Origin of the sequence: Leisingera methylohalidivorans DSM 14336, assembly GCF_000511355.1 — a bacterium.
GTDB lineage: Bacteria > Pseudomonadota > Alphaproteobacteria > Rhodobacterales > Rhodobacteraceae > Leisingera > Leisingera methylohalidivorans.
This window is the reverse complement of the sequence record NC_023135.1, coordinates 2,215,518-2,229,036: the sequence shown is the minus strand read 5'-3', so window position 1 is coordinate 2,229,036 and position 13,519 is coordinate 2,215,518. Positions and strand designations below refer to the sequence as shown.

12 protein-coding genes are annotated in these 13,519 nt (G+C 64.9%); 4 read left to right on the top strand and 8 right to left on the bottom strand.

The genetic code is table 11. From position 1 onward, the window contains the following. Positions 1–13: 13 nt before the first annotated feature. The 4 genes from tpiA to METH_RS11100 form a co-directional block, all read right to left on the bottom strand. Complete coding sequence (gene tpiA, locus METH_RS11115; RefSeq protein WP_024090565.1) at positions 14–763, bottom strand: triose-phosphate isomerase; 750 nt, start codon at positions 761–763, stop codon at positions 14–16. A 141-nt stretch (positions 764–904) separates the two neighbouring features. Continuing rightward, positions 905–1,264 (bottom strand): HesB/IscA family protein, encoded by a 360-nt coding sequence (locus METH_RS11110; protein ID WP_024090564.1) that lies wholly within the window; start codon positions 1,262–1,264, stop codon positions 905–907. A 141-nt stretch (positions 1,265–1,405) separates the two neighbouring features. Beyond that, entirely contained in the window at positions 1,406–2,608 is a 1,203-nt protein-coding gene (locus METH_RS11105; protein ID WP_024090563.1) for a glycerophosphodiester phosphodiesterase family protein, read from the bottom strand. Positions 2,609–2,713: 105 nt separating this feature from the next. Further along, the gene (locus METH_RS11100; protein WP_024090562.1) at positions 2,714–3,076 is read right to left on the bottom strand and encodes an SUF system Fe-S cluster assembly protein; all 363 of its coding nucleotides are present in this window, start codon (positions 3,074–3,076) and stop codon (positions 2,714–2,716) included. Between the two features lie 246 nt (positions 3,077–3,322). Here METH_RS11100 and METH_RS11095 point away from each other — a divergent pair, with 246 nt between their 5' ends. Continuing rightward, positions 3,323–4,093, top strand: a complete 771-nt coding sequence (locus METH_RS11095) for an outer membrane protein (protein ID WP_024090561.1) — start codon at positions 3,323–3,325, stop codon at positions 4,091–4,093. 66 nt (positions 4,094–4,159) lie between these two features. On the opposite strand, the gene METH_RS11090 is transcribed toward METH_RS11095, so the two are convergent. From METH_RS11090 to rimK, 3 genes are all read right to left on the bottom strand, one after another. After that, positions 4,160–4,435, bottom strand: coding sequence for an NfeD family protein (locus METH_RS11090; RefSeq protein ID WP_024090560.1), 276 nt, complete (start codon positions 4,433–4,435; stop codon positions 4,160–4,162). Then, positions 4,435–5,325, bottom strand: a complete 891-nt coding sequence (locus METH_RS11085; protein WP_024090559.1) for an SPFH domain-containing protein — start codon at positions 5,323–5,325, stop codon at positions 4,435–4,437. Before METH_RS11085 ends, METH_RS11090 begins: the two co-directional genes overlap by 1 nt. A 278-nt stretch (positions 5,326–5,603) precedes the next feature. After that, on the bottom strand, positions 5,604–7,013 hold the full coding sequence (rimK, locus tag METH_RS11080; protein ID WP_024090558.1) for a 30S ribosomal protein S6--L-glutamate ligase: 1,410 nt from the start codon (positions 7,011–7,013) through the stop codon (positions 5,604–5,606). A 70-nt stretch (positions 7,014–7,083) separates the two neighbouring features. On the opposite strand from rimK, the gene tgt reads away from it, so the two are divergent. The 3 genes from tgt to lon all read left to right on the top strand — a co-directional run bounded on the left by tgt (position 7,084) and on the right by lon (position 12,114). Next, entirely contained in the window at positions 7,084–8,214 is a 1,131-nt protein-coding gene (gene tgt / locus METH_RS11075) for a tRNA guanosine(34) transglycosylase Tgt (protein WP_024090557.1), read from the top strand. A 124-nt stretch (positions 8,215–8,338) separates the two neighbouring features. Beyond that, positions 8,339–9,424, top strand: coding sequence for an alkene reductase (locus METH_RS11070; RefSeq protein ID WP_024090556.1), 1,086 nt, complete (start codon positions 8,339–8,341; stop codon positions 9,422–9,424). A gap of 278 nt (positions 9,425–9,702) precedes the next feature. Beyond that, a complete protein-coding gene (gene lon / locus METH_RS11065) occupies positions 9,703–12,114 on the top strand; it encodes an endopeptidase La (protein ID WP_024090555.1) in 2,412 nt (803 codons plus the stop codon). Between the two features lie 333 nt (positions 12,115–12,447). Here the strand turns inward: lon and METH_RS11060 are convergent, their stop codons facing one another. Next, entirely contained in the window at positions 12,448–13,503 is a 1,056-nt protein-coding gene (locus METH_RS11060) for a Leu/Phe/Val dehydrogenase (protein ID WP_024090554.1), read from the bottom strand. Positions 13,504–13,519: the final 16 nt, after the last annotated feature.

The window sequence follows — 13,519 nt, the reverse complement described above, 5'->3', positions numbered from 1 at the left end:
CGCAAGCCGCCGGTCAGCTTGCCTCAAGCGCAGTGATGATCGGGGAGAAATCCGCGGCCCGGAGGCTGGCGCCGCCGACAAGGGCGCCGTCGACGTTGGAGACGGCAAAGATTTCGCTGGCATTGGAGGGCTTGACCGAGCCGCCGTAGAGCAGGCGGAAGCCATCAGCGGCAGCGGCGCCGAAACGGGCGCTGAGTTCGGCGCGCAGGAAATCATGCACCTCCGCGATCTGCGCCAGCGTCGGAACTTTGCCGGTGCCGATGGCCCAGACCGGCTCATAGGCGATCACGGTGTTTGCGCCGGTGGCAGACGCCGGGACGGAGCCCGCAAGCTGGCTGCCCGCGATTTTGAGCGTGTCGCCGGCCTCGCGCTCGGCCAGGGTTTCACCGATGCAGACCACAGCGGTCAGGCCTTCTGCGATGGCGGCCCCGGCCTTGGCGCAGATCTGGGCGTCGGTTTCACCGTGGTCGGCGCGGCGCTCGGAGTGGCCGAGGATCACGGCGGCGGCGCCTGCGTCCTTGAGCATGGCTGCGGACAGATCGCCGGTGTGGGCGCCCGCGGCATTGGCGTGGCAATCCTGGCCGCCGATGGCAACAGCGCTGCCCCGGACGGTATCTGCGGCGCGCGACAGCAGGGTTGCCGGAGGGCAGATCAGGATCTCCGCAGCCGGGCCGGCATGGCTTTCGGCCAGTGCCGACAGTTCTGCCAGGCTGCCGCCGGTGCCGTTCATTTTCCAGTTGCCTGCTGCCAGTTTCCGCCGCATGGGGGTATGCCTCCGATCCTCGTTATTTGGGCGTGACAGGTAGCACCGGCGGCGGGTTGGCGCAATTCGCTTGACCGCGGGGGCGGCAACAAAAAGGGCGGGGAAGACCCCGCCCGGTGATTGCATCCCGCCTGGCCCGGGTCAGGCGCCGGGCAGTTCCTTGAAGCTGATCGATTCGCCGCAGCCGCAGGCATCCGCGACATTGGGGTTGTTGAACTTGAAGCCGCTTTCCAGCAGCGTCACCTCATAGTCGATCTCGGTGCCGAACAGGAACATCTGCGCCATCGGCGCGATCAGGATGCGGGCGCCGTCCTGCTCCACCACCTCGTCGTTGGCGGAGGGTTCGCTGACGTATTCCATGGTGTATTCCATGCCCGCGCAGCCGCCTTTCTTGACGCCGATGCGCAGGCCGGCATGGCCGTCCTTGGCCATCAGTTTGGCGATCTGCGCTGCCGCCTTGGGCGTTATGGTCACAGCCTGTTTGCCGGGAATGCCGAACATGGGTTTCTCCTTACACTTAGTCCCTATCTAGGGCCGGTGCTGCGGCGGCTCAACCCCGCAAACGTCCTGGCAGGGGCGTTACATATATCCGGGATGCGGAAATTAAAGGGCCGCGGCGGCAGTTTTCGCAGTCCGCGGGCGTCACAGCCCCATGCAGTTGGCGTAATAGGTGACGGTGGCGGGCCAGTCGGAGAAGACGCCCGCGACCCCCACGTCCTGCGCCAGCACGTGCAGCAGCTGGTAGGAGAGGCCATCATCGCGGGGCAGACCGTCGAGCGATTGAAAGTACCATTCGCCGCCCTGCAGCGGGCCGGAGCGTTCCAGCGTCCAGGTGATCAGCCTAAGCCCGGCGGCTTTGGCCGCAATGGCATAGGCGGAGGGGACAATGCGGCCGTCCCGGACGGTCACCAGCATCCAGAGGGGCGGTGCCAGGTAGTTGACGCCCTGCGCCTTCAGCGCGGCGAAGTCGTAAGGGAAGGTGGCCGGATCGGTGTGATCGAAGCCTTCCTGGCGGTAGCTGCCGTCAAGCAGCACCGCCTGGCGGCCGAACTCCGGTTCGTGTTCGATCCAGTAGAGGATGTCGTCCAGGCTGAAGCTTTGCACCCAGACGTCCGCGGGGGCGATACCGGCGGTCTTGTAGTCATCGATCAGTTTCTGCGCGAAATCCTGTTGCGTGAAACCGTTGAAAGGCATCGGCACCGCGGCGGCCTTCAGCTCGGGCATGAATTTGGCGCCGAGGCTTTGGAACAGGGCAATCGACTCCGCATGGGTCAGGGTTTGGGCGCGGCCGGAATACAGCGTGCTGCGCCAGGAGGGGAGGCCGCCCTGATAGTCCTGCGCGGTGGCGGCCAGCGGGTTGGCGCTGTCCATTTTCGGGCGCAGGCTGCGGAACTCTTGCAGGGTCAGCTCGGAGCTGCGGCATTCGGCGCTGGCGGGGGACTCGCCGGCCGCCGGGGTGAAGGGCCGGATACAGCGGTCCGCCAGCGGCGAGGTCAGGATATCCGTGGTCCGGTGCAGGTCGTTCTGGGCATGGCGGCAGACCAGTTCCAGATCGCCGGTAAAGGTGACGTCGCATTCCAGGATGCCCGCCCCCATGGCGGCAGCGGCGCGGTGGCCCTCGGCGGTGTGTTCGGGAAACATCAGCGGCGCGCCGCGGTGGCCGATCGAGAACTCCGTGCGCGCCGGGGTCTGGCCGGCGCAGGATTGCAGCCTGTCCTTGAGCGCACCGCCGGGCAGCCGGCTGATCAGATAGGCCGGGCGGGGGCCGTAGCTGAGCGCCAGGGGCTCCGCGGCGGCGGCGGCGGGAACGAGCAGCAGGGCGGCGGGCAAAAGGGCAAGGCGCATGGGGCGGCTCCGGGTCTGGGGCTGCCGCAGCTTAGGCTTGCGGGGCGGAAAATGAAAAGGCCCCCGCTGGTGCAGGGGCCGGATCAGTACACAGGCTGTGCGGGCTTACATGAAGCCGAGTTCCAGGCGGGCCTCGTCGGACATCATCTCCATCCCCCAGGGCGGCTCCCAGGTCAGTTCGACGTCAACCGTTTTCACACCGGGCACCGGTGAGATGGCATCGACGACCCAGCCCGGCATCTCGCCCGCGACCGGGCAGCCCGGCGCGGTCAGGGTCATGATGATCCTGACGTCGTTCTCGTCGTTGATGTCGATCGTGTAGATCAGGCCCAGCTCATAGATATTCACCGGGATCTCCGGGTCATAGACAGAGCGGCAGGCGTCGGTCACGGCCTCGTACAGCGGGTGGCTGACGGAGGAGGGCGCGATCAGCGGTGCGCCTTCAAGCGGTTCGGAAGGATTGGTCATGGGGATCCCGGTCTGATATTCCGACGATTTATATAGGGAATGTGCGGCCCGGCGTCCAGAGGCGGCGCACGCCGCAGCGGGAATGTTCTGTTAATCACCCTTTCGTGAAAATTTGATTTGCGCGGGCAAGCGCGCTAAATTGTGGTTCCCCCAAGATGAATTTGCAAACGCTGCCCGAGGGATGCGGGCCGTGCGCCGGTGTCCGGCCACGGTACTGCTGCGTGCGGGCAGGAGCGGAGAGAGGCCATGCCAGGGAAAACCGCGACCCGCAGATGCGCGAACACCGCTGTCCTGGTGCTGGCGGGCGGTTGCCTGGCTGCCGGCGGGACGGCCGGCGATGCCTGGGCGCAGGGGGCGTGGCGCTGGCAGCTGACGCCTTTTGTGCTGGCGCCGTCGGTGGAAGGCACAACCGAGCTGGGGCTGGCCGGGGGCGGCGTATCGATTGATGCGGGCGATGTTTTTGATCAGCTGCAGGCCGGCGGGATGCTGGCGTTCGAGGGGCGCCACATCAGCCGTTTCGGTTTCCGGCTGCGCTATGCGGTGATGGATTCGGACCAAACGGCGGGAAGCTCTGCCGGCGCGGTGGCTGCAGCCTATGACCAGAATATAGCGGAAGCGGTGGTGACCTACAGATTCGGCCAGGGGCGCGACCGGGTCGAGGTTTTCGGCGGGCTGCGCCACTGGGATGTGGATGTGACGGCCTTTCTGCCGGGCGGTGCGGTGCGGCGCGGCGGCACATGGACCGACCCGATTGCCGGGCTGCGCTGGGAGCGTCGGCTGTCGCCGCGCTTCAGTCTTTCCCTGGAGGGCGACATCGGCGGCTTTGGCGCCGGGTCCGACCGGAGCTGGTCCGCCATGGGCGGGCTGATCTATCACCGCTGGGAGCGGGCCTCGATCTATGTGATGTACCGCGGGCTGGGGGTGGATTATCAGGACGGCACCCGCGGCACAGACGGTTTCTTCCGCCATGATGCGGAGACGCATGGCCTGCTGGCCGGGGTGGGGTTCAGGTTCTGACGCCGGCCGCGCCCTGCAGGCCAGGCTGCAGCGATGCGCTGCCCGGCTTGCGCTCAGTCATTGAAATCAGTCGTTGATGTCGTGGTCGAAGGTTTTCACCTGGCCCTTGGGCAGGGCAAAGTACCGGCGCATCACCAGCCAGGCGGCAAGCGACAGCACGGCAAAGATCAGCAGCAGCGGCGGCAGGCCAAGGCCGGCGCCCGCCAGCAGCAGCAAGCCAACGGCAGCGGCGCCGATGGCAAAGCCGAGGAAAACAAAGCCGGGCACCAGAACCTCCAGTATGGCCAGTGCCAGCGCCGTGGCGCCCCACACCCACCACAAGGCCCAGAACGGCATGTCCATCACTTGCCCCCTTTCAGCATTTTGAAGGCATCGCCAAAGGCCTCAAGCGCGTGGGCGGGCAGCACGATGGTCTGTTTGCCGTCGCCGTTGCCCAGGGCATTCAGCGCCTCGACCTGCTTCAGGGCAACCTGGTACTGCGCGGCTTCGATACCGTTTTCGGCAATCGCCTTGGCGACCACTTCGGTGGCATAGGCTTCGGCCTCGGCCTGGATGCGGCGGGCCTTGGCGATCTGTTCGGCGGCGTACAGCTCGGCGTCGGCGGACAGCTCCACCGCGCGCTTCTGGCCCTCGGCCTCGGTCACCTGGGCGCGGCGGGCGCGTTCGGCATTCAGCTGCTGCAGCATCGCGTCGCGGGTGGCCTGATCGAGGTTCACATCGAGGATCTCGGCGCGGGTGACTTCGATGCCCCAGTCGTCAACGGCGCTTTCGACACTGGTTTGAATCTGGCCGATCAGCTGGGCGCGGTTGGATTGCACCTCGTCCAGGTCCATCTTGCCGATTTCGGCGCGCACGATGCCGGCCACGGTGGTGGCAATGGCGCCATCCACATCGCGGATCCGGTAGACGGTCTTTTCCGGCTCCAGAATGCGGTAGAACACCGAGGTGTCGATCTGCACCAGCACGTTGTCCTTGGTGATCGCGTCCTGGGTGGCGTTCGGCAGCTGGCGTTCCAGGATCGAGATCTTGTGGCGGGCGACGTCCAGGAAAGGAACGATGAAATTGATGCCCGGCCCCAGCACCGAATGCAGGCGGCCGAAACGTTCGACCACGTATTTCTCGGACTGCGGCACGATGCGCACGCCCTTCAGCACCACGATGATCAGCAGGGCCGCGCCCAGCAGGTACAGAAGGTTGCTGGAAAGAAGGTCCAGAATCAGGTCTTCGTTCATGAAAAATTCCTTTGGTTAGTCGGCGGCGGCGGCTGGTTCGCCGGGCCGGGCGGGCGCGGCGGCGGCCTGCTGGGGGAGAGCAATTCACCGGGTAATTCACCGGTCGCGTTACTGGGCAATTCACCAGGTAATCCGCCTGGGGTCTTGGCTTTGTTCAATGGAACGCTCTATTGTGTGCAATGGTATGCAAATTCGGTTTGCGGCGGCGCTTTTCAAGACCTGTATGGCGGCGGGGAGCGGCTGCTGGCAAGCCCTGAAAGCAAGTCTGCCATGCCGGTTCAGGCGGCGGGGCCGGGTTTGCGGCGCCGCATCGGGGCAGGGCGGACCCGGTCCTCGATCTCGGCGTAGATCAGCGCCGCGATGTTCTTGGACGACGTCCGTTCGATCCCTTCCAGGCCGGGGGAGGAGTTCACCTCCAGCACCTTGGGGCCGGTTTCCGAGCGCAACAAATCCACTCCGGCCACGCTGAGGCCAAAGGCCCTGGCCGCTTGCACCGCTGTGGTGCGCTCTTCCTTGCTGATGCGCACCGCGACGGCGCTGCCGCCCAGGTGCAGGTTGGAGCGGAAATCGCCGTCGGCCCCGGACCGTTTCATGGCTGCGACGACCTTGTTGCCGACCACCAGGCAGCGGATGTCCTCGCCTGCGGCCTCCTTGACGAATTGCTGCACCAGGAAGTTGGCCTTGAGCCCGCGGAAGGCGGTGATCACGCTTTCGGCGGCTTTCTGGGTTTCCGCCAGCACCACGCCCTTGCCCTGGGTGCTTTCCAGCAGTTTGACGATCATCGGGGCGCCGTCGACGATATCGATCAGGTGGCGGGTGTCCTTGGGCGAGGCGGCAAAGGCGGTGGCGGGCATGCCGATCTTGTGGCGGGCCAGAATCTGATGCGCGTGCAGCTTGTCGCGGCTGGCGGTGATGCCTTCGGAACCGTTGATGCAGAAGGTGCCCAGCGTTTCGAACTGGCGCAGCAGGGCGGTGCCGTATTGGGTGACCGAGGCGCCGATGCGCGGGATCACCGCGTCATAGCGGGGCAGGCGCTTGCCGTCATAGTGGACCTCGGGGGCCAGCGCGTTGAGCGCCATGTAGCAGCGGGTGGTATTGACCACCTCCACCGTGTGGCCGCGGCTTTCGCCTTCCTCGACCAGGCGGCGGGTGGAGTAATTGTCCTCGCGGCTGAGCACGGCAATGCGCAGGGCGCGTTTGGGGGCGGATTTGCGGATGCTGGCGGAGGAGTAGACCGAATAGTCCAGCTCCGGCTGGCACAGGCGTTCGCCGGGGACAACCGTCACGTTTTCCGTCAGCGCCTGGCGGCCCAGCAGCATGTGTTTGGCCATCCCGCGCCGGTCGGTCAGCGTCAGTTCAACCGGCCAGGACTGGCCCCCGATCTGCATCGCGGTTTCGATCACAAAGCGCATTTCGCTTTCGCCATTGGAGGAGGTCACCTCGCGGCGGTCCTTGATCAGGGCGGAACAGGGGATCTCCAGATCGTACTGGCCGGGAATCGGATGCACCATGAATCGCACCTTGGGGGCGTTTTGCGGTCCGAAGGGCTCGATTCCGGTGGCGTGCAGCGAGGATGTGCGGGCGCCGGTGTCGACCTTGACCCGCAAGGCAGGCAGGCCGATGTCCGGCAGGCTGACCCATTCCTCCCATCCGAGTCTCAATTGCGGCGCGGGGTCTGCTGTGGACATGGGAGGGGCTCCTTGGCATTAGGGGTGAATCACCGGTGCGCCGGTTCGAGTGTAACTGCAGGAACATAAGATGGCAGAGCTTTTCAACTTTGAACTGAAGGCAACCGACGGTAAGGCACGCACGGGTGTGATCAATACGCCGCGCGGTGAAATCCGAACCCCTGCTTTCATGCCGGTCGGCACTGCTGCGACGGTGAAGGCAATGCTGCCGGAAAGCGTGCGCGCCACCGGCGCCGATATCCTGCTGGGCAATACCTATCACCTGATGCTGCGCCCGACGGCGGAACGCATCGACCGGCTGGGCGGATTGCATAAGTTCATGAACTGGGAGCGGCCGATCCTGACCGATTCCGGCGGCTTTCAGGTGATGTCGCTGGCCGGTTTGCGCAAGCTGACCGAAAAGGGCGTGACCTTCAAATCCCACATCGACGGTTCCAAGCATGAGCTGACGCCGGAACGGTCGATGGAAATCCAGCGGCTGCTGGGGTCCGACATCGTGATGTGTTTCGACGAATGCCCGGCGCTGCCTGCGGACCGCAAGCGCATTGCCGAGTCGATGCAGCTGTCGATGCGCTGGGCGGAGCGGTCGCGTGACGCGTTCGGCGACCGGCCCGGCCATGCGCTGTTCGGGATCATGCAGGGCGGGTTGGAGCAGGATCTGCGCGAAGAAAGCGCCGAGGCGCTGAAGAAGACCGGGTTCGAGGGCTATGCCGTTGGCGGCCTTGCGGTGGGCGAGGGGCAGGAGGCGATGTTCGATTGCCTGGATTATGCGCCCGGTTTCCTGCCCGAGGACAAGCCGCGGTATCTGATGGGCGTGGGCAAGCCAGATGACATCGTCGGCGCGGTGGCGCGCGGCATCGACATGATGGACTGCGTGCTGCCGTCGCGCTCGGGCCGCACCGGGCAGGCCTTTACCCGCCATGGCGTGGTGAACATCAAGAACGCCCGCCATCAGGACGATCCGCGGCCCCTGGATGAGCAGTGCAGCTGCCCGGCCTGTTCCAGTTATTCGCGCGCCTATCTGCACCATGTGTTCCGTTCGAACGAGATGATTTCGGGGATGCTGCTGACCTGGCACAACCTGCATTATTTCCAGGACATCATGCAGGGCATGCGGGATGCGATTGCGGCCGGCATCTTCGAGGCCTGGCAGGCGGATTTTCACGAGACCCGCGCGCAGGGCGATATTGAGCGTCTGTGAACAGAGCCTGTGCGGCGCCGGGCAGAGTCAAATCTGCCCGCCCGCTTGAAACCGGGGCGGGCGGACCTCAGGTCATGGCGGCAACATTCCTGTTGCTGGACACTTTGAACGGAGGATACCCCCCGTGAGCCACGATCTGTTTTCCCCCCATTCGGCTGGCGCCATCGACCTGAAAAACCGCGTCGTGATGGCGCCCTTGACCCGCAACCGGGCCGATGATGACACCGGCGAGGTGCTGGACCTCCACATCGAGTATTACGCCCAGCGGGCCGGTGCCGGGCTGATCATCACCGAAGGCACCCAGATCAGCGCCGAGGGCAAGGGCTATATCCAGACCCCCGGCATCCACACCCCCGGACAGGCCGCCGCCTGGCGCAAGGTCACCGATGCGGTGCATGCCAAGGGTGGCAGGATCGTCGTCCAGCTGTGGCACGTCGGCCGCATCACCCATGACTCGCTGCTGCCCGAAGGCGTGCTGCCTGTGTCCTCGGTTGCGGAGGCCGCCGAGGCGCAGACCTTCACCCGCAACGGATTCGAGCCGACTTCGACGCCGAAAGCGATGACGGCAGAGGATATCCAGCGGCTGGTGGCAGACTATGTGCATGCCGCCAAATGCGCCAAGGAGGCAGGTTTCGACGGGGTCGAGCTGCATGGCGCCAATGGCTATTTGCTGGAGCAGTTCCTGAAGGATGGCGTCAACACCCGCACCGACGCCTATGGCGGTTCGGCCGAAAACCGCGCCCGCCTTCTGTTCGAGGTTCTCGACGGGCTGCTGAGCGTTTGGGATGCAGACAGGATTGGCCTGCGGCTGTCGCCGTTCTCGGATTTCAATGGGGTTTCCGACAGCGATCCGACCGGCCATTTCGCTCCCATCATCGAGCGGCTGAACGGTTATGGCCTGGCCTATCTGCACATGGTCGAAGGCGAGGCGGGCAGCCCGCGTGCGGGTGATTACGAGACGCTGCGCAAGCTTTGGAGCGGGCCTTACATGGCCAACAATGGGTATGACCGCGACAGTGCGATGGAGCGTGTAGCCTCGGGTGCGGCGGATATGGTCGCCTTCGGCCGCCCCTATATTGCCAACCCTGATCTGGCGGAACGCCTGCAGGCGCAGGCGCCGCTGAACACAGGCAACCCGGAGACCTACTATGGCGGCGGCGAAGAAGGCTTCACCGACTACCCGGCGCTGAAAGAAGAGCGCGCAGCCTGACCGGTGCGCGGCATTCTGAAATAAGCTGCCTGCTTGGGAAGGCCCCCTGGCAGGCACCGGGGCGGGGTGGGTGCGCGGGCCTGTTAGGTCTTTGCTCACCCTTTCCCCATTTGCGCCCTTGTGGTCCCGGCGCGCTGCGGGCAATGTGGGCGCGACCTTGCGGCGGGCTGGTTGAAAAGTGTTAACCATCCCCCCAGATAAAGACATCGAATGAGGAGACGGGCCAAGCGCTGCCGGATACCGGGGCCGGGCCGTCTTGCCAAACCAAAGGACCGAGTATGCAAGAGCCACTCAATTCCTCCTACCCAGTCCTGCCGCTGCGCGACATCGTGGTTTTCCCCCACATGATCGTGCCGCTGTTCATGGGCCGGGAAAAATCGGTGCGCGCCCTGGAAGAGGTGATGGCGGATGACAAGCAGATCCTGCTGTCCAGCCAGATCGACCCTTCCGAGGACGATCCCGAAACCGATAGCATCTACACCGTGGGCGTGCTGGCCAATGTGCTGCAGCTGCTGAAACTGCCCGACGGCACCGTCAAGGTGCTGGTCGAGGGGCAGGTGCGGGTGAAGATCACCGAATTCCTGGAAAACGACAATTTCTTCGAGGCCAAGGCTGAAGAACTGCCGGAAATGCCCGGCGATGTCACCACCACCGAGGCGCTGGTGCGCACCGTGGGCGACGAATTCGAACGCTATGCCAAGGTCCGCAAGAACATCCCCGAAGAGGCGCTTTCCGCCGTCGGCGAGACCGCGGAACCTGCCAAGCTGGCGGATCTGGTAGCGGGCCACCTGGGCATTGAAGTGGACCGTAAGCAGGAACTCTTGGAGACGCTCTCGGTCAGCGAACGGCTGGAGAAGGTCTATGGCCTGATGCAGGGCGAGATGTCGGTCCTGCAGGTCGAGAAGAAGATCAAGACCCGCGTCAAATCGCAGATGGAGAAGACCCAGCGCGAATATTATCTGAATGAGCAGATGAAGGCCATTCAGCGGGAGCTGGGCGACGGCGAGGAAGGCGCAGGCGAAATCGCCGAGCTGGAAGAGAAGATCGCCGCCACCAAACTGTCGAAAGAGGCGCGCGAAAAGGCCGACGCCGAGCTGAAAAAGCTCAAGAACATGTCGCCGATGTCCGCCGAAGCCACGGTGGTGCGCAACTACCTCGACTGGATGCTGTCGATCCCGTGGGGCAACAAGTCCCGCGTCAAGAAAGACCTGATCAAGGCGCAGGAGATCCTGGACGCGGATCACTATGGCCTGGAAAAGGTCAAGGAGCGGATTGTCGAATATCTGGCCGTGCAGCAGCGCTCGGTCAAGCTGAAGGGGCCGATCCTGTGCCTGGTCGGCCCTCCGGGCGTGGGTAAAACCTCGCTGGGCAAATCGGTTGCCAAGGCGACGGGGCGCGAGTTCATCCGCATCTCCCTGGGCGGCGTGCGCGACGAGTCCGAGATCCGCGGCCACCGCCGGACCTATATCGGTTCGATGCCCGGCAAGATCATCCAGGCGCTGAAGAAGGCGAAAACCACCAACCCGCTGATCCTGCTCGATGAGATCGACAAGATGGGCCAGGATTTCCGCGGCGACCCTGCGAGCGCCATGCTGGAGGTGCTGGATCCGGAACAGAACAACACCTTTATGGATCACTATCTGGAGGTGGAATACGACCTCTCGAACGTGATGTTCCTGACCACGTCGAACAGCTACAACATGCCCGGGCCGCTGCTGGACCGGATGGAGATCATTCCGCTGTCGGGCTACACCGAGGATGAAAAGCGCGAGATCGCCAAGCAGCACCTGATTTCCAAGCAGGTGAAGAACCACGGCCTGAAAGCCAAGGAGTTCGAGCTGACCGAGGATGCGGTGACGGAGATGATCCGCACCTACACCCGCGAGGCCGGCGTGCGGAACCTGGAGCGCGAGATCGCCAAAGTGGCGCGGAAATCGCTGACCAAGATCATCAAGAAAGAGGCCGCCAGCGTGATTGTCACGGCGGACAATCTGGATGATTTCCTGGGCGTCAAGAAATTCCGCTACGGCCTGGCCGAGATGGAAGATCAGGTCGGTGTGGTCACCGGTCTTGCCTATACGTCGGTCGGCGGCGAGCTGCTGTCCATCGAGGCGCTGCGGCTGCCGGGGAAGGGCCGGATGAAGACCACCGGCAAGCTGGGCGATGTGATGAAGGAATCGATCGAGGCGGCGTCGTCTTATGTCCGCTCGATCAGCCCGCAGATCGGCGTCAAGCCGCCGCAGTTCGACAGGCTGGACATCCATGTGCACGTGCCCGACGGCGCGACGCCGAAGGACGGCCCAAGCGCAGGCCTGGCGATGGTCACCGCGATTGTGTCGGTGCTGACCGGCATCCCGGTGCGCAAGGATATCGCGATGACGGGCGAGGTCACCCTGCGCGGCAATGCAAGCGCCATTGGCGGGCTGAAGGAAAAACTTCTGGCGGCCCTGCGCGGCGGTATCAAGACCGTGCTGATCCCGCAGGAAAACGAAAAGGATCTGCCGGAGATCCCGGACAACGTGAAAGAGGGGCTGAAGATCATCCCTGTGTCGCATGTGTCCGAGGTTCTGAAGCACGCGCTGGTTTCGCAGCCGGAGCCGATTGAGTGGGACCAGGAAGCCGAGGAAGCCGCGGCTGCCAAGGCGGCCTTGAAAAGCTCCGAGGACGGGGCGGGCGCCACCGCCCACTGATCCCGGCCTTCGGCTGATGGAAAAAAGAAAGGGCGGTCCCGCGGGGCCGCCCTTTTCAGTGTTCTCTTCCGTTCCGGCCCTTCTTTGCGGGGCATGAATTCCTGGCCTCAGCCTGTCTTGCTCCGCCCCCGTCCTGACAGATCCCGGGCGGCGTGCTCCCGCCCGCTGCGGGATGCGCTGATGCGCTCAGCTGCGGTTGGACGGGGCGCCGCACCCGGGGTGCGGCGTGCGGCCTGCCCCGATGGGGCAGGCCGCCGGGCCCAAAATCCGTCAGGAGGCTGGCCGCAGGCCGGGGGCCGCGGGAGCGCCCCGCGGCGCCGGTTGGCAAATCGGTCAGGCCGCTTTGCTGGAACCGGCCATCCTGGCCTGCACCGTGGCAATGGCCATCTCAGCCGGGCTGACATCAGCTGCTTCCGCCTGGATCAGGATCGAGGCCATCGTCTCGTCCAGCGCCTGAAGCTTTTCTGCGACGAATCCCTTGCGGTCCTCGATCCGCAGGATTTCGGTCGCAACGTTGATGATGCCGCCGCCATTGGCCACGAAATCGGGCGCATAAAGGATGCCGCGCGCGTGCAGTGCTGCGGCGTCTGCCTCGGTGGCCAGCTGGTTGTTGGCGCCGCCTGCAACAATCTCCGCCTTCAGCTGCGGAATGGTCTGGCTGTTCAGGATGCCGCCGATGGCGCAGGGGGCAAAGACCTCTGCCTTGGCGCTGTAGATTTCCCCCAGCGGCATGGCCAGGGCGCCGAACGCTTCAATGGCCTGCTCCACACGGGCCGCGTCGATGTCGGTGACAACCAGCTTGGCGCCGGCCGCGTGCAGGAGCTGGCAGAGATACCAGCCGACATGGCCCAGACCCTGAACGGCAACGGTCACGCCCGCCAGATCGCGGCTGCCGTGCTTGTGGGCGCGGGTGGTGCAAATCGCGTTGAAAATGCCGCGCGCCGTGACCGGAGACGGATCGCCGCTGGCGAATGCGCCGTCGGCAAGGCCTGCCGCAAACCGGGTTTCTTCCGCCAGGATGGCCATGTCCGCCGGGCTCATCCCCATGTCTTCGGCAGTGATATAGCGCCCGTCCAGCCCCTCGATGGCGCGGGCAAAGGCGCGCAGCAGATCCGGCGACTTGTCCCGGGCCGGATCGCCGATGATCACCGCCTTGCCGCCGCCCAGTGCCAGCCCCGCCGCGGCGTTCTTGTAGGTCATGCCTTCGCTGAGCCGCTGTACGTCGGTCAGCGCCTCGTCCTCGCTGGCATAGGGGCGCATCCGCAAGCCGCCGGCGGCCGGTCCCAGCCGGGTAGAGTGGATGGCGATGAAGCCAAGCAGCCCCGCGGAGGCCTCCTCGACGCGGTAGATCTCTTCATGGGTGGTCGATGCAACGGCGGTCACTGTCATCTGGATTGCTCCTCCA